The 16,048-nt window shown below is 37.6% G+C and carries 15 protein-coding genes; 11 read left to right on the top strand and 4 right to left on the bottom strand.

Annotated elements, in window-relative coordinates; genetic code table 11:
* Nucleotides 1-31: 31 nt before the first annotated feature.
* The 3 genes from treR to JZO76_RS02660 form a co-directional block, all read right to left on the bottom strand.
* Nucleotides 32-748 carry a trehalose operon repressor gene (gene treR / locus JZO76_RS02670; protein WP_206902632.1) on the bottom strand — a complete coding sequence of 239 codons (717 nt, stop codon included), beginning with the start codon at nucleotides 746-748 and terminating at the stop codon, nucleotides 32-34.
* 126 nt (nucleotides 749-874) lie between these two features.
* Nucleotides 875-1,525 (bottom strand): beta-phosphoglucomutase, encoded by a 651-nt coding sequence (gene pgmB, locus JZO76_RS02665; protein WP_206902631.1) that lies wholly within the window; start codon nucleotides 1,523-1,525, stop codon nucleotides 875-877.
* A gap of 87 nt (nucleotides 1,526-1,612) precedes the next feature.
* Nucleotides 1,613-4,240, bottom strand: coding sequence for a glycoside hydrolase family 65 protein (locus JZO76_RS02660; protein ID WP_206902630.1), 2,628 nt, complete (start codon nucleotides 4,238-4,240; stop codon nucleotides 1,613-1,615).
* Nucleotides 4,241-4,427: 187 nt separating this feature from the next.
* Between JZO76_RS02660 and JZO76_RS02655 the strand changes: the two genes are divergently transcribed.
* From JZO76_RS02655 to JZO76_RS02610, 10 genes are all read left to right on the top strand, one after another.
* Complete coding sequence (locus tag JZO76_RS02655; protein ID WP_206902629.1) at nucleotides 4,428-4,571, top strand: hypothetical protein; 144 nt, start codon at nucleotides 4,428-4,430, stop codon at nucleotides 4,569-4,571.
* Nucleotides 4,546-6,549 (top strand): PTS system trehalose-specific EIIBC component, encoded by a 2,004-nt coding sequence (gene treP, locus JZO76_RS02650; protein ID WP_206902628.1) that lies wholly within the window; start codon nucleotides 4,546-4,548, stop codon nucleotides 6,547-6,549. The genes JZO76_RS02655 and treP overlap by 26 nt, the downstream gene beginning before the upstream one ends.
* Before the next feature lie 250 nt (nucleotides 6,550-6,799).
* On the top strand, nucleotides 6,800-8,839 hold the full coding sequence (locus JZO76_RS02645) for a BglG family transcription antiterminator (protein ID WP_206902627.1): 2,040 nt from the start codon (nucleotides 6,800-6,802) through the stop codon (nucleotides 8,837-8,839).
* 23 nt (nucleotides 8,840-8,862) lie between these two features.
* Nucleotides 8,863-9,483, top strand: a complete 621-nt coding sequence (locus tag JZO76_RS02640) for a bifunctional 4-hydroxy-2-oxoglutarate aldolase/2-dehydro-3-deoxy-phosphogluconate aldolase (protein ID WP_206902626.1) — start codon at nucleotides 8,863-8,865, stop codon at nucleotides 9,481-9,483.
* A gap of 34 nt (nucleotides 9,484-9,517) precedes the next feature.
* Complete coding sequence (locus JZO76_RS02635; RefSeq protein ID WP_206902625.1) at nucleotides 9,518-9,976, top strand: PTS sugar transporter subunit IIA; 459 nt, start codon at nucleotides 9,518-9,520, stop codon at nucleotides 9,974-9,976.
* A gap of 24 nt (nucleotides 9,977-10,000) precedes the next feature.
* Nucleotides 10,001-10,282, top strand: coding sequence for a PTS sugar transporter subunit IIB (locus JZO76_RS02630; protein ID WP_206902624.1), 282 nt, complete (start codon nucleotides 10,001-10,003; stop codon nucleotides 10,280-10,282).
* 27 nt (nucleotides 10,283-10,309) lie between these two features.
* On the top strand, nucleotides 10,310-11,674 hold the full coding sequence (locus JZO76_RS02625; protein ID WP_206902623.1) for a PTS galactitol transporter subunit IIC: 1,365 nt from the start codon (nucleotides 10,310-10,312) through the stop codon (nucleotides 11,672-11,674).
* 78 nt (nucleotides 11,675-11,752) lie between these two features.
* Nucleotides 11,753-12,898: a galactonate dehydratase gene (dgoD, locus tag JZO76_RS02620; RefSeq protein ID WP_206902622.1), complete on the top strand. Its 1,146-nt coding sequence runs from the start codon at nucleotides 11,753-11,755 to the stop codon at nucleotides 12,896-12,898.
* 56 nt (nucleotides 12,899-12,954) lie between these two features.
* Nucleotides 12,955-13,485, top strand: a complete 531-nt coding sequence (locus JZO76_RS02615; protein WP_206902621.1) for a hypothetical protein — start codon at nucleotides 12,955-12,957, stop codon at nucleotides 13,483-13,485.
* A complete protein-coding gene (locus JZO76_RS02610; protein WP_206902620.1) occupies nucleotides 13,482-14,012 on the top strand; it encodes a histidine phosphatase family protein in 531 nt (176 codons plus the stop codon). The genes JZO76_RS02615 and JZO76_RS02610 overlap by 4 nt, the downstream gene beginning before the upstream one ends.
* Nucleotides 14,013-14,125: 113 nt before the next feature.
* Here JZO76_RS02610 and JZO76_RS02605 read toward each other — a convergent pair whose 3' ends face one another.
* Entirely contained in the window at nucleotides 14,126-14,533 is a 408-nt protein-coding gene (locus JZO76_RS02605) for an Hsp20/alpha crystallin family protein (protein ID WP_206902619.1), read from the bottom strand.
* Between the two features lie 228 nt (nucleotides 14,534-14,761).
* On the opposite strand from JZO76_RS02605, the gene ispE reads away from it, so the two are divergent.
* Nucleotides 14,762-15,613, top strand: a complete 852-nt coding sequence (gene ispE / locus JZO76_RS02600; protein WP_206902618.1) for a 4-(cytidine 5'-diphospho)-2-C-methyl-D-erythritol kinase — start codon at nucleotides 14,762-14,764, stop codon at nucleotides 15,611-15,613.
* Nucleotides 15,614-16,048 lie beyond the last annotated feature (435 nt).

The raw sequence follows: 16,048 nt of genomic DNA, 5'->3' as shown, positions 1-16,048 counted from the left end.
ATTTTTAAACTGCAAGGAATAAAATTTTTCACTAAGCTTTTCGGCGCCGGGCGAATTCCAAGAAGCGAAATTTATCTAGTTTGTGGATGGATTCAGTGTACTCAAAGCAACGGGTATCTTCCAAAAATACTAAGCTGCGAACAAAGACCGCATGCTGTTCTTCCATGGATAATTCCATCAGTTCGCGGATTTCTTTGTCGACAGGTTCTACGGTAATCTCCTTTTGTGCATAGGCGATTACAAGCCCCAAGTCATTTTCTAAATAACCATAAAGCGAGTCTTCGGCTTTTTTAACTGGTAGTTCTGGAATAATAGTCATGGCTAAATAGTCTCGGTCCAAAATCGCAACTTCACCGTCGATTTTTCTTTGTCGCACGAGCTTCCAAGCTTCGCTTGCGACTGGCCAGTCAGTTTTTTGACTAAGGCTAGGAGAGACGGCAACTTTTTTTAGTTCCACAACTTTGGTTTCGTTTGGAATGTGTTGCGCTTCTTGTAGCTCTTTAAAACTGGTCAGACCAGAAATAGGAAAGTCAAAGCGGTTAATGTCTAAGACGATTGAACCTTTTCCTTGTTTTTTTTGAATATAACCAGCATCTTTTAATAAATTTAGTGCTTTGCGGACAGTTTCCCGTGAGACATTGTATACCTTAATCAGTTGATTTTCACTTGGTAACAATGATTGTGGGGGATATTCACCATTTAGAATCTTTTGTTCCAAGTCTAAAAAAATCTCCCGAAATTTATTCATTACGTCCCCTCCCAGTCCTCATTGTAAAAAGCATTTGTGTAAAAAGCAACTTACTTTCGCAAAATCTATCTGATTTGGCGTATATTTTCATGAAGTGCTAAAATTATCAGCGCTGATAGGCACCCATTATTTTTGTAAGAGCTCATCGATGTTAAGTTCGGTTAATTCATGGCAAGTCAAGTCAGCGCCGTGTAAAGGTTCACCGGATAAAACACCCACGGCGTACATACCACAAGCTTTAATTCCGTCAATACCAGCTTGAGCATCTTCAAAACCGACGGCTTCTTCTGGTTTAATATTTAAAAGTTCAGCTGCTTTAACAAAAATTTCTGGATCAGGTTTACCTTTGTGTAAAGTTGCTGGATCAACGATACCGGCAAATTGATCTTTCACTCCTAATTTTTCTAAAATAAAAGGTGCGTTCTTGGAAGCAGAAGCAATGGCACAGGGAATTTGTTTTGCATTGGCAGCGTCTAAAAATTCTTTGACACCTGGTAATAGGTCTTGTGGCGTTAAAGATTGCAATAGTTCAACATAATGGGTATTCTTCTTAGCGGCTAATGCTTCTTTTTGATCCATTGTAAAGTCGTTTTCTTTGCCACCGTGGGCCAAAATGCGGTCCAAAGAGTCCATCCGGCTGATTCCTTTTAACTGTTCATTGAATTTTAAATCAACAGCCACTCCAATTTCAGCACCTAAATCGCGCCAAGCAATGAAGTGATATTTTGCTGTGTCTGTAATAACGCCATCCAAATCAAAGATAAAACCTTTTTTCATAAAAACTTTCCTCATTTCCTTTTTTTGTTTGTAAAAAGCTGCAGGCTAAATCCCGTTTTTAGTTTTATGACCTACAGCTACGATTATTTAATATGAAACCGCTGTTTTCACGCCTGCCTCTAGTGTAACAGGTTTGCCGCAAACTTTAATTGTAATTGTCTCGTCAGCTGTAATAATAATTTTTCTGTGGGTTAAGGCAATAGCAAAGTGGACACCGCGAATTTTTAATTTATAGGAAAGGGATTCCCAAGCTTTTGGCAAGTTTGGTGTTAAGTTCAAGACTTCTTGACGAATATCCAAACCAGCAAAAGTAGTTAATGGAATATAAAGTGTGGCCGCCATCACACCTGCGTGAATTCCTTCGGCAGTTGTACCACCTTGAATATCGCGATAATCAGAATAAAGTGCCTCTTTATACAGTTGCCAAGCTAAATCTTGGTCATCAACCATTGCCGCAAGCTGTGCGTGCACGACACGAGATAAAGTGGAGCCATGGGAAGTTCGTGCTAAATAATAAGCCAGATTCTTCGTTACGTAATCAGCTGGCAAGTCATAGTTTAAGTCTTGTAAGATTTCATCCACTTTTTGTTGCGGAAAGTTATAGAAAATCATCAAACTGTCAGCTTGCTTAGCCACTTTGTATTCGTCAGCAGAATGGCCTTCTGCGTTTAAAATGCGATCCATGCGGTAAACATTGCCATATTTTTCTTGGTAATAATCCCAATCTAAATCCTTTAAATTAAAGTAGCCTTCAAATTGGGCAATAATCCCGTCTTCGTTAATTTCCAAGGCCAATTTATTTTTAATATCTTTCATTCGGTGCAATGTTTCAGCTGAGATGCCGGATTTTTCGACAGTTGCCGCAAAGTCGGTTGGCAAAACTTCTTGTAGTCGTGCAATTTCTTCAAACAGCCAAACGACCATCATATTCGTATAGGCGTTGTTTTTTAGACCGCCTTTTTCAGAATTGGGATAGCTTTCGTGAAACTCGTCAGGTCCCATGACATGATCAATGGAGTAGCGTTCTAGTTTTTCATCCCAAATTGCAGCACTTTCCCAGAAGTGAGCAATTTCTAGCATCAATTCTAAACCGTATTGCTTCATAAAATCTTCGTCTTGGGCGTTATTAAAGTACTGCCAAATATTATAAGCAATAGCTAAAGAAACGTGGCGTTGCAGGCGACTGTGGTCTTCTTTCCATTTGCCGCTAATCGGATTTAAGTGTAGTTCTTGTGATTGTTCAGTGCCCTCTAAACCAGACTGCCATGGGAACATGGCCCCTTTATAGCCCGCTTTTTTGGCATCGATTTTAGCTGCTTTTAACCGACGGTAACGGTATAACAGAATTTCTCGCGCTGTTTTTGGAAAATGAATAATATAAAACGGTAAAATAAATAATTCATCCCAAAAAATATGACCGCGATAAGCTTCTCCGTGTAATCCCCGTGCGGTAATTGAAGCATCTAAGCCTTTATTTCCATTAGGTGACGCGGAACAAAGCAGGTGATACGTGTGGAGATTTAATAATTTTTGGCTCATTAAATCCCCGCTGACTGTAATGGCTGCTTTGTCCCACAAAATTTGCCAAGCGATAGCTGATTGCGCTGCACTGGTTTTAAAATCAGGTAGTGTAATTGTATTCAGATCAATTTCAAGAGGAGACTCTTCTTTACGGCGTTGGGCCACACTTACGGTTTTGTCCAAGCTGTACCAAGTATTTTTGGCAGCAGAAAAGGTAATTTTTTGACGGATCACTTTATCTGTCTGCGTATTTTCCAATTGCGTTAAATCAAGGGTATCACTGAAAAGTTCAGAATACTGAGTGACTGTAATCTCAGAAGCTTTTGTTTTAGCCACTAAGAGGGCTTTTTTGCCTGTTGCGTGAAGTCTCGTAATATCCAAATGGTCTTTGGTTAAACTGCGGTAACGGGCGACATTGTAGTTATAGACGTCGCCATCTGCTTCTGTTACGACCGTGACAGTACCAGAAAAGTTTAGCGGCATAAAAGCATAATGGATGCTGTATTGCGCAGTATGTTCCATGTTGGCGATTTTTTTGACTTTGATGGCAATATCTTTACCAGACTTTGTGGTCACGATGGCATTAGCGGTAAATAGACCGGTTTTCATATGCAATGTTCGCGTTAATTTTTTGATTTGATCTTTTTCAAAAGCAATTTTTTCATCGTCAACAATCAAGTAAATTTTCTGCAAGTTGGGCGCATTTACAAAATCTTCGTTATAAATTGTCTGATCTGCCACGATCGAAGCTGCAGTGTTATATAGGCTGGCTAAATAAGTAGCAGGGTAGTGGTCATCGCTAATTTCCATTTCCGGCATGGTTCCCCGCAATCCCATAAATCCATTACCGACCGTTAAAAGTGATTCAACCGAATATTCGTCTTTTCCTGGACGATAGCCGTGATAAGTCACTTGCCATTTTAAGTCTTCGGCAGCTTTAGTAAAATTATCTGTTGCCAAAACAAAAGGTAAATTTAGTTTTTCTGTTAACCACTGACTTAGTTCGAAAATGCCATCAGGTTGATCTAGTATGACCTCATCTCCTGTGATCATTCCACCATTTATTGCTGTGTCAGTCAGGATAGCGACTAATTGCTGCGCTTTTTCGTTGACAGTTCCTGTTACAGTCAGTGTTTCTGTTGGTAAAGTCACTTGCCAATTCTTTTTTTGTGTATTTATTTCTGCCAGCTTCATAAAATGCTCCTTTCCGATACTTGTCTATACATGTAGCTTAATTATAAGACAAGTTGATAACGATTTCAACTGTTAAAAGTAAATTTAAAATATAATGATAATAACAGTGGAATTTGAAATTGAAAAAAATTGCTATTTTTAAGTGTGATAATTTCACGCTTTATATAAGGTAAGTAATTTTTTTAAAATGAGAAAATTACGTTTTTTGTTAATAAAACGCTTGCAAAAAAATGGTATGCAAGGTATGATTGCTTTAGTTGATGAACTTATATATACAAGTTTTAAAAATGAAAGGGGTTTTAACAATGGGAAAATTCCAACAAGATGCTGAGCAATTGTTGAAAGAATTAGGCGGTAAAGAAAATATTGCTGCAGTTACCCACTGTGTTACACGGATGCGCTTTGTTTTAAATGATGATAGTAAAGCAAATGTACCGGCCATTGAAGATTTGTCGAGCGTCAAAGGCACATTTACAAACGCTGGACAATTTCAAGTTATCATCGGCAATGAAGTGCCAGATTTTTACAATGATTTTTCAGCAGTATCAGGAATTGAAGGCGTTTCAAAAGAGGCTAGTAAAGCTGCGGCTAAACAAAATCAAAACATTGCACAACGTTTAATTGGCGTTTTGGCAGAAATATTTACGCCATTATTACCGGCCATTATCGTCGGTGGTTTGATGCTAGGTTTCCGTAACTTTTTAGAAGGTGTGCCCCTAGAGATGCTGGGTGGTCAAACGATTACACAATCATCTGTTTTTTGGAATGGTGTTAATGGTTTCTTGTGGCTGCCTTGTGAAGCAATTTTCCACTTCTTACCTGTGGGTATCACATGGTCAATTACGCGTAAAATGGGAACAACACAAATTTTAGGGATTGTTTTAGGGATTACATTAGTTTCTCCGCAATTATTAAATGCTTATGCTGTAAATGGTACGAGTGCTGCTGATATCGCGAAAAATTGGACGTGGGATTTTGGTTTTTTCACCATTGAAAAAATCGGGTATCAAGCGCAAGTGATTCCAGCAATGTTGGCTGGTTTCATGTTGGTTTACTTGGAACGCTTCTTTAGAAAACACATTCCAGAAGCAGTTTCGATGATTTTTGTACCGCTGTTTTCATTATTACCAACAATTTTGGCTGCACATATGATTTTAGGCCCAATTGGCTGGCAGATCGGTTCAGGAATCTCTTACGTTGTAAACGCTGGTCTATCTTCATCTTTCAGCTGGTTGTTCAGTTTAGTCTTTGGTGGTTTGTATGCGCCGTTGGTTATTACCGGGCTGCACCACACCACATTAGCCATCGATTCACAATTAGTAGCTGATTTTGGATCAACAAACTTATGGCCAATGATTATGTTATCAAATATTGCGCAAGGTACAGCAGTATTAGCTGTTTACTTCCAACATCGCGGCAACAAAAAAGAAGAACAAATTTCTGTCCCGGCAACTATTTCTGCTTACCTTGGAGTAACAGAACCGGCAATGTTTGGGATTAACTTGAAGTATGTCTATCCATTTGTAGCTGCCATGGTGGGTTCTGCAATTGGAGGCATGTTGATTACCATTACCAATACTCGTGCTTTGGGAATTGGGGTCGGCGGTCTACCAGGCTTCTTGTCCTTTAAGATTGAAAATTATCCAATGGTATTTATTTCCATGCTGGTTACAATGGTAATTACTTTTGTAATGACCTTTGTCTTCCGTAAGGTTAAAGTTTTGAATAAATTGGAACCACAATTAGACGAAAGCGGCTTTGCTATGGCAACTGCTGGCGGACCAGCTGTTAGCGTGACTCATCCAGCTGAAGGAGCCAGTGTTTCAGATAACGCTCCGGGGGTTGTGACAAAAGAAGATATTTTTGCTCCGGTAGAAGGGGAAGTTATCGCTATCGGTCAGGTATCAGATCCAGTCTTTTCGCAAAAAATGATGGGTGACGGTTTTGCCGTTAAACCTAAGGCACAAGAAATTTATGCGCCAGTGCATGGTAAAGTCATGAGTATTTTTGAAACAAAACACGCAATTGGCATTAAAACGCCAGGAGGTGCTGAAGTTTTAGTTCACATGGGCTTAGATACTGTGGAATTAAAAGGCGCACCATTTGAGGTGTTAGTTAAAGTTGGCGATACCGTTACGCCGGATACATTATTATCACTTATGAATTTAGAGGAAGTATTAGCTGCAGGTAAAAAAACAGACGTCGTCGTTGCCTTTACCAACACTGAAAAAATCGCCGGCTTCACCTTAAATAAAACCGGTGAGATTGCCCAACAAACTAAAATTGGTGAAGTTGAGGTAATGGAGTAGGATATTTAGTAAATAATATAAGCCCGCACTGTTATGGTGTTGGGCTTATTTTTTTAATTAAAAATCAACTAATCATAAAATCTGGTAAGGTAGAAGAATAATTCTTCTACCTTACTTTTTCGTCCGATGGTTAAAGTTATTATTAAGGCGTGACAAGAGATAATTTAATGTGTGACAAATTCTGATATGAAAGCGCGAACAAAGTGACTTGAAAAGATTTTATAATGAAAAGTGCCAGGAGGTAATACAAATGAATGAACGTATCCGGAAAATTCTTTCTTTATTGATTCGCAATCCTGAGTTAAAAATGAATGATTTAACAACAAAGTTAAGTTTAACTAAGCGTCAAATTAACTATGCTATCAATACTTTTAATAGTGAATTGGAATTGAAAAAAATTCCAAAGATTAAACGAAACCATAGTGGAGATTTTGAAATTCCATTAGAAGTTATTCAAATGCTGACAGTTGAAGAAAATAAGCAGAATTTTTATAGCATCGCTGATGGTTTATCTGAAAGTGATCGGGCCGCTTTGATCTTAATGCTTTTAGTAACAGATACTGGCTATGTTGGATTGGATCATTTTATAGATTTGTTAGATGTTAGTAAAAGTACAATTATTGAAGATTTAAAGAAGTCAGAATGGTTGGCATCCAAATATGAGTTGGAGTTAGTTTACGATCGAATAAATGGATACAGTTTAAAGGGGTCAGAACACCGCCTTTTGCAACTAATGTCTGATATGGTTCACCAGCATCCTATTTTTCAAGAGGACAAGGTGCGTGATTTTTTAGCAACAAATGTTAGCGAAGAAGAAATTATCCATCTTATTCATGGTATGGAACAAATGCTGCACTTGAGTTACTCAGACGAATCGGTAGACTACTTGCAATCGGCAGCGCGCTTTTTAATTAGTCGTGGGTTACGAGAAAAAAGTAATTCAGACTTTCTACAAGAACGCGTCAGCCAAACCCCTGAATTCAAGTTGCTACAAATATTAGTGAGTGAAACAAGTTGGCAGTTAAATCAAAAATACTTGGAGTGGCTAACATTATTATTTTTAACTTCCAATATTTTTGAGAAAAAAACAACGCAAGATTTTGATTCCGACTTACAACTACGACGTCTCATTCACCAAATGGTAGAAATATTTCAAAATCAGACATTAATTGTGATAGAAGACAGAGAAAGTTTTGAACGGAGAATTTTGAATCATTTACGACCTGCCTGTTTCAGGATTCGATATAACTTGAGTCTAGGTGTATATTCGTTAGAAAATTTAATCCAAGATAGTAATCATGGGATTTTAGTGGAATTGATGAAAGAACTGATTACACCGATTGAAAAATGGTTGGGCAAAGCCTTTCCTGAGGATGAACTAAACTTATTGTCTTACTATTTTGGCTTCCAGTTAACAAGTCATAGCAAACATCAAAAGCAAAAACCCAGAGCTGTTGTTGTTTGTACGAATGGTGTAATGGTTTCAAAGTTGATGCGAGAAAGTTTAAAACAGTTGTTTCCAGAGATCCATTTTCTAGCTTCATTTTCTGTTAGAGATTTTTATCATTTTGAAGAAGATTATGATTTGGTTTTTACCACGACACCGTTAAAAACTAATTTAGTCCAATTCATTGTTGATCCGATTATGTCGTATAAAGAGCAGATTAGTTTACGTTATCGTGTACTAAGCGATTTGGGAATTGATCAGATGGATCAGGCAGTGGATGAGCTAATTGGAATTATTCAAAAACATGCCAAAGTTAGCAGTCTACGTAATCTAAAAGAAGAATTGCAATATTTTCTATTGCAAGCGAATAACAATACGTCTTTAGAAAACCATAAAGTGTTACCAGCTTTAACACATTATTTGAAGCCTAATTTTATCACCGTTATAAATCAGCCTGTTATATGGCAAGATGCAGTGAAAATCGCGTGTCAGCCTTTACTGGAAAGTCGCATTATTGATGAGCGCTTTTATGAGGATTGTATCCGTCAAATTAAGGATGTAAATTACTCTGGTTATCTTGGAAGTCAAACCTGTATTCCTCACACAACCACAGATCATGGTGTTTTAAGAGATGGTGTAAGTTTGTTGATTAGTCCAGAACCAATAGAATTTCCTGGCGGGCATCAAGTGTCTTTGGTTATGCCACTTGCTTTTTATGATTTAACAAGACATCTGCGTGCAATTAATCAAATTGCGGCCATTAGTGAAAATGATGAATTGATTCAAAATTTGAAACAATCCGATGAAGTCACGAGTTATCAATTAATCCGACAACATACGTAACGAAGTAATTGAAAGGAGAAAAAATGAAATTAGAAGAGTATCCCAAATTGACTATTATTATGCGAGGTTATTCTTTTGAACAAGCCGAGGCGATTTTAAAAGCAATGAACGGTTTTGAAAAAGATTATGCCGTAGAGATGACCTTGAATACAGAAAATGCATTGGAAAATATTAAACGGTTAAACGCCCAATTTGGTGACAAAATAAAGATTGGTGCTGGAACTGTTCGAACAATTGAAGATGCTAAAGCAGCCTATGCAGCAGGTGCAAAATTCCTTTTGGGACCACATGTGTTTACAAAAGAAATGTTAGCGTTTGCTAATGAAAAAAATATCTTGGCAGTTCCAGCGGCAATGACGCCTTCTGAAATTGATGAGATGTTTAAGAATGGTGCTGACATTGTTAAAGTTTTTCCGGCAGCGGTTGTGACTCCGCGTTTCTTTAAAGATGTTCAAGCACCTTTGGGAAAATTACCATTGATGGGTGTCGGCGGAGTGAGTACAGATAATGCAAGAGCATTTTTTGAAAATCAGGCCAGTTATTTAGGGCTTGGTTCGGGCATGTTTAACAAAGAAGATTTAAAAGAGTTAAATATCCCCAATTTAGCAAAATCGCTGCAATTATTATTGGAAAGGATAAAATAATAAATTTTCAGGTGAGCTTTGAGGAGGAAAACAGATGGAAGTATATCTTCATGAAGAATTAGTCTTTCGTGATCTTGACGTAAAGGATGCAGATGATGCTTTGGGTTATTTAGCAGAGCAATTATTTGAAAAAGGTTATGTAAAAGAAAAATATATTGTAGCAATTAAGGAAAGAGAAAAGGAATATCCAACTGGATTGCCTTCAACCCAACCAGCTGTGGCAATTCCACATGCGAATTATGAGTTGGTAGAAAAAACAACCTTAGCTATTGCAACATTAAAAGAACCAATTGAATTTCACAATATGGAAGAAAATGCAGCGACACTACCTGTTCAAATTATTATCATGATGGCGATTGGCGAGCCCCATGGTCAAGTAGAGATGTTACAAAAAATTGTGGGTTTAATTCAAGATGAACCATTAAGACAAGAAATGGTCAATGCTCGTAATAATCAAGAGTTATTAAAACTAGTAGAAACAGCAATTAATTAAAAAAATAAATTGGAGGAATTTATTATGAAAAGAATTTTAGTAGCTTGTGGAAATGGAATTGCAACGTCAACAGTAGTCGCTTCAAAGGTCAAAGATTATTTAACGGAACATGGTGTACAGGTTGAAACGACACAGACAAAATTAATGGAAGTGCCTGGAAAAGTTCAAGGCTACGATTTGTTAGTAACGACAGGTCAATTTGATGGGCAAACAGGAGATGTTCCTGTGGTTAAAGGCATGCCAATCTTAACGGGAATTGGCGCAGATAAAACGATGGAAGAAATCTTAGCAAAACTACAAGACTAATCAATAAATCGGAGGTAGAAGACTAACATGAATATTATTATGAGTGTATTTAATTTCTTCATTGACGCTGGTCCAACCGTAATGTTGCCGGTAATTATTACAATTATTGGATTGATTTTTGGATTGAAAATTACCCGAGCATTCAAGTCGGGGTTGACGCTAGCAATTGGTTTTGCAGGTATCAAATTGATTTTAGACTTTATGACCACCAATGTTGGACCAGCTGCAAAAGCGATGGTAGAACGAACAGGTGTAAAACTAGATGCTTTAGATGTCGGGTGGGGATCAATTGCCGCGGTAACGTGGGCATCTCCTATTATTGCCGTTTTAATTTTTGCAATTTTAATCGTTAATATTGTGTTATTGATCTTGAAAAAGACTCAAACATTAGATGTCGATATTTGGAATTATCATCACATGGCAATTGTTGGGGTTATGGTGTACTTCGTAACAAAAAATGTATTTCTTGGCGTGGGCGCATCTGTTGTAATGGCAGTTATTACCTTTAAAATGTCTGACTGGTCACAGCCGTTAGTAGAAGATTTCTTTGGGATACCAGGAGTATCTTTACCAACCGTGTCGGCATTGTCTTCACTTGTAATTGCATGGCCACTAAATTGGCTGTTGGATAAAATTCCTTTTTTCCGCAAATCAAAATTCACTATTAAAGACGCACAAAAATACTTGGGATTTTTTGGTGATTCAATGATTATGGGCTTGGTTATCGGCTTAGTGATTGGTTTTCTAGCTGGATATGACATTAAAGCTGTATTGCAATTAGGTGTTAGTATGTCGGCAGTTTTGGTTTTAATTCCAAAAATGACAGCGCTATTTATGGAAGGCTTAATGCCAATTTCTGATGCAGCACAAAAATGGTCACAAGAAAAATTCAAAGGTCGTCGCTTATTTATTGGTTTGGATGCTGCAGTAGTTGTCGGCAATCCCGACGTTATTACAACGGCATTGATCATTATTCCATTAACAATTGCAATGGCTTTAGTGTTACCTGGAAATCGCGTATTGCCGTTTGCTGATTTAGCAGTAGTGCCTTTTCGCGTAGCGATGGTTGTTGCTTTAACACGAGGCAACTTATTGAAAAATATCGTGATTGGGCTAGTTGTAACAGCGTCATTGCTGTGGTGCGGCACTGCAACTTCTCCAATTTTAACGGCGATTGCAAAACAAGTAGGCATTGATCTAGGTTCAAGTTCGATGCTGATTTCATCATTTGCTGCAACCTCAATGATTCAAAGCTATTTAGTATTCTTAGCATTTTCTTACCAACCACTTATTGGTATTCCGATTTTACTTATCGTATTTGCCGCAGCTTGGTATTACTTTGATAAAGTAAAACACATCAATAAAGAAACAGAAGAGCCTGTTACAGAATAAGATGAGTAAAATTTCAAAAAATTTCATGCTATTCAGACTGTTAGAAATTAACAGTCTGAATAAAGGAGCGAAGATACTGTGAAAATATCAAATATTACCGTATACAAAGTGAAACCACGTTGGATTTTTGTAAAAGTTTCGACAGATGAGGGAATTGATGGTTGGGGGGAAATGATTTCTGGTACCAAAACAGAAACTGTCGTAGCAGGTGCTTACGAAATTGGAAATCGCTTGATTGGCCGTAATCCTTTTGAAATTGAACGATTATTTCAAGAAATGCACCGTTCCTTTTTCCGTGGTGGCCCAATTAATGGCACGATTGTTTCTGGATTAGAAATGGCATTATGGGATATTAAAGGGAAAGCTTTCAATGTTCCTGTCTATGAATTGTTAGGCGGCGCTGCCAGAGATAAAATAAAAGTCTATTCATGGATTGGCGGCGATCGCCCTAGCGAGGTTGTGGAACAGGCGCAAGATCGGTTTGATCGCGGCTTTACTGCGGTAAAAATGAACGCAACAGAAGAGTTACACTACATTGATTCTTATGAAAAAGTTGATGAGGTCGTTGAACGCGTGGCATCTATTCGTGAAAGATTTGGGGATAAGATGGCGATTGGTGTTGATTTCCACGGTCGGGTTCACAAACCGATGGCTAAGGTGTTGGCAAGAGCTTTAGAACCTTATCATCCAATGTTCCTAGAAGAAGTTGTGTTACCAGAAAATGAAGAACATTTCAAAGAAGTCGCTAATTCAGTTGCCGTACCATTAGCAACGGGCGAACGATTGTATACGCGTTGGCAATTTAAGAATATTTTCAAGCAAGGTGCTATTGATATTATTCAGCCAGACGTTGCTTTGTGTGGCGGGATTTTAGAAACACGGAAAATTGCTGCTATGGCGGAAGCTCATGACATGGCCGTTGCACCTCATGCACCATATGGACCGGTAGCATTAGCGGCAACATTGCAAGTAGATGCCTGCACACCGAATGTTTTCATTCAAGAACAAAGTCTGGGTATTCACTACAATAAAGGGTTTGACTTATTAGATTTTGTCAAAAATAAAGAGGTTTTCCAATATAAGGATGGTTTCGTTGATTTGCCGGATAAACCTGGCTTGGGTTTAATTATGGATGAAGATAAAATCAAAGAAATTGCACAAGAAGGTTTAGTTTGGACGAACCCACAATGGAAAAACTATGATGGTACCATAGCGGAATGGTAGTCATGGGTAGCAAAATAGTTTTATCTTAGGTTTAATAGGAAAGGTAGTTGATTGAAATGGCTGAAGCCATTGTTATCGGAGCTTTTTTGGTGATACTTCTTTTCATTCAAATTAGAGATCAAAAAGAAGTAGTCATTTTAGCAAAACGTAATTTTATCAAAGTCGGCTTAATGTTAACCTTGGCAGTCAGTGTTTTAATTATCTTTTGGCCACAACAATTAGCTGATCAAATCAAACTGGGCATTTTTGCTATTATGATTGCTTCAATCGGTTTATTAAGAGAAGGATTGACGACAAAGCGCTTAATCAAATTTGGTATTCTCACAGGTGATTATCAACAATTTGAAGCAATTCAGTTAGAAGATAGCCGTTTAGGTGAAACTTTTGTCACGTTTTACAAAGGAAAGAATTCCCACTTTTCTACCTTGTTTAGTCAAGATTTAAAATCAATTGAAAAATTTTTAAGTCAAAATGGCTTGGAAAATAAATTAGTGATTGGTGAAATGCCGGAGGAAAAAGTAACATCTAATCCAAAGAAGAAACAGTCAAAATCTCCAGCAAAAAGACTAAGGAGTACTAAATTATGATTTATCTTGCACGTCATGGTCAAACACAATGGAATGTAGAAAAGAGAATTTGCGGTCGTGCAGATGTTCCATTGACGCCAGTAGGGTACCAACAGGCAGAAAATTTAGCACAAAAAATAGTGGATGAAAAAATTAATCTTAATAAGATTATTGTCTCGCCCTTAAGCCGAGCCCAAGATACGGCAAAAGTTGTAAATGAAAAGTTAAAGCTGCCTATAATAACAGATAAAAGGTTGACTGAAATGGATTTTGGTATTTATGATGGTCAGGCTATTGCAAATGTAGAATTTCAAAAAGTTAGAGTAGAATTGTCACTGCCATTTCCTAATGGTGAATCTGTTTTAGATGTTGCGGGTAGGATTTATCCACTTTTAATTGAATTAGAAGCAGCTAAAGAAGATGTTCTTCTCATCTGTCATAATGCAGTTAGTCGCGTGGTGGACAATTATTTTTACGGAAAAAGCATGAAGGATTTTTTAGATTTCAATTTGGTTAACACAGAAATTAAACAATACAGTGTAGGCTAATTTCAATCTAGGGAGGATGAGCAGATTTTTCTGCTCATTTTTTTTTATCAAAAAGCCCCGCAACGAAATTCCAAAGTTGCGGGGCTAAAAATTTTTAAATGTAGTGAACTGACTTACTGGATTGGAATATCTTTACCGTGAATTTCTTTGACGACTTTTTTTGGTAATTCCAAGGTTAATACACCGTTTTCAAAGGAAGCTTTGATGTTTTCTTCATCGATATCTTTCATCGCAAAGCTACGTTCATAAGTACTGCTGGTACGTTCGCGACGTAAATAATGACCGTCATCATCTTTTTCTTCACTATTAGCGGTGTGTTTGGCACGAATTGTCAACGTATCGTTTGCGTAAGTGACTTTGATGTCCTCTTTTTTTATGCCAGGAAGATCTGCTTTCACTTCATAATAACTGTCAAATTCTTTAATATCAGTAGCCAAGGAACGATCTTGCCAGAAATTATTCATTAAGCGGCCAATCATTTCTTCACCATCCGAAAAGCTACGGGGAAATAAGTCTGCCATTTTTTATCACACCTTTCTTTTGCTACTTACATTGTAGGTCCAACTTCATTTTTCTTCAAATATTTTGAATAGTATTATCAATTTATCGTAAAAAGGAAAAATATCATTAAAATAGTGTTTTCAAAGGTTTTTTCTTAAACTATACAATTATCTTCTGCTATGATAGAATACACAACGATTGTGGCAGTTTTTGCGTAAATTGCCAAAAAGAGAAAGGTAGGTGGAAAGATGGAGATCATTGAAAAAGCACCTGCAAAAATCAATTTAGGCTTGGACGTTTTGTACAAACGAGAAGATGGCTATCATGAATTGGAGATGGTCATGGCGAGTGTTGATTTAGCAGATCGGCTGACAATAGAAGAATTGCCAGAAGATCAGATCATCATTGAAACCAATAAAGCCTTTTTACCAGTTGATAAACGGAATAATGTTTATCAAGCCGCACAATTATTAAAAGAACGCTACGGTGTAGAAAAGGGCGTTAAAATTGCGATTCAAAAAAAAATTCCGGTAGCAGCGGGACTAGGTGGTGGGAGTAGTGACACTGCGGCTGCGCTTAGAGGGATGAATCGACTTTGGAACTTGGGCCTTTCAACTGACGAGCTGATTGAAATTGGCGTTAAAATTGGGACGGATGTTCCCTATTGCCTGTATGGTACAACTTCTTTTGTCGGCGGAAAAGGTGAAATTGTTGCACCGATTAAACCGATGCCTCCTTGTTGGGTAGTCTTAGTCAAACCACGCATCAGTGTTTCTACGCGGACGGTTTTTCCTAAAGTAGATGTAGATAAAATTCATCATCCGAATATTGCAGCTTTGAAGGCGGCGATTGCAGAAAATGATTATGAACAGATGATTGCCAACATGGGGAATAGTTTGGAAGATATTACGATTGAACGTCATCCTGTTATTCAACAAATCAAAGATCGAATGGTAAAATACGGAGCGGACGTGGCCTTAATGAGCGGTAGTGGTCCGACTTGTTTTGCCCTGTGTCAAAAACATTCCCGTGCGCAGCGAGTTTATAATGCACTAAAGGGTTTTTGTGACGAGGTCTATTTAGTTCGGACATTGAGTTAATAAAGCTTCACCACTTTTTAAACGAGCATTCCTGAAATTGTCGCAAATATACACCCTCAGCGCTGCAGTATACAACGGGAATTTTGTAGAAAACCGAGCACCGCTTCATTTTCTTCACAACCAAAAAGGCACTTTCTCATTACGAGAAGGTGCCTTTTTTTGTTTTTTCATATTCGGTATATTGTGAACAACTATCAGTGGCACTATCTTACTTTTTAGTGGTTATATGTTGATAGATACCACTAGTACTATTTAAACCATTTGGTAATTACTAACTCTTTTCTGCACACCTTAGGTAGTTACATCTCTTTAAATTAAAAGAAAAGTGTCAGTGCGTAGGTATAAATCCCAGTGAAAATATGTTTATCTCAGAATAACACTTGGAAATTGTTTTAAAGTAACCTCTTTTTATGTTTCGTCGTAATATACCCTAGA

Origin of the sequence: Candidatus Enterococcus myersii (assembly GCF_017316025.1) — a bacterium.
GTDB lineage: Bacteria > Bacillota > Bacilli > Lactobacillales > Enterococcaceae > Enterococcus_C > Enterococcus_C montenegrensis.
This window is presented reverse-complemented; position numbering and strand designations above follow the sequence as displayed.

What these genes read in the sequence shown, in the direction of transcription:
- JZO76_RS02645 (WP_206902627.1), top strand. Translation starts at nt 6,800, where the DNA reads ATGAATGAACGTATCCGGAAAATTCTTTCTTTATTGATTCGCAATCCT.
- JZO76_RS02630 (WP_206902624.1), top strand. Translation starts at nt 10,001, where the DNA reads ATGAAAAGAATTTTAGTAGCTTGTGGAAATGGAATTGCAACGTCAACA.
- JZO76_RS02660 (WP_206902630.1), bottom strand. Translation starts at nt 4,240, where the DNA reads ATGAAGCTGGCAGAAATAAATACACAAAAAAAGAATTGGCAAGTGACT.
- JZO76_RS02625 (WP_206902623.1), top strand. Translation starts at nt 10,310, where the DNA reads ATGAATATTATTATGAGTGTATTTAATTTCTTCATTGACGCTGGTCCA.
- JZO76_RS02655 (WP_206902629.1), top strand. Translation starts at nt 4,428, where the DNA reads ATGAGAAAATTACGTTTTTTGTTAATAAAACGCTTGCAAAAAAATGGT.
- JZO76_RS02605 (WP_206902619.1), bottom strand. Translation starts at nt 14,533, where the DNA reads ATGGCAGACTTATTTCCCCGTAGCTTTTCGGATGGTGAAGAAATGATT.
- JZO76_RS02640 (WP_206902626.1), top strand. Translation starts at nt 8,863, where the DNA reads ATGAAATTAGAAGAGTATCCCAAATTGACTATTATTATGCGAGGTTAT.
- ispE (WP_206902618.1), top strand. Translation starts at nt 14,762, where the DNA reads ATGGAGATCATTGAAAAAGCACCTGCAAAAATCAATTTAGGCTTGGAC.
- treP (WP_206902628.1), top strand. Translation starts at nt 4,546, where the DNA reads ATGGGAAAATTCCAACAAGATGCTGAGCAATTGTTGAAAGAATTAGGC.
- JZO76_RS02610 (WP_206902620.1), top strand. Translation starts at nt 13,482, where the DNA reads ATGATTTATCTTGCACGTCATGGTCAAACACAATGGAATGTAGAAAAG.
- JZO76_RS02615 (WP_206902621.1), top strand. Translation starts at nt 12,955, where the DNA reads ATGGCTGAAGCCATTGTTATCGGAGCTTTTTTGGTGATACTTCTTTTC.
- treR (WP_206902632.1), bottom strand. Translation starts at nt 748, where the DNA reads ATGAATAAATTTCGGGAGATTTTTTTAGACTTGGAACAAAAGATTCTA.
- pgmB (WP_206902631.1), bottom strand. Translation starts at nt 1,525, where the DNA reads ATGAAAAAAGGTTTTATCTTTGATTTGGATGGCGTTATTACAGACACA.
- JZO76_RS02635 (WP_206902625.1), top strand. Translation starts at nt 9,518, where the DNA reads ATGGAAGTATATCTTCATGAAGAATTAGTCTTTCGTGATCTTGACGTA.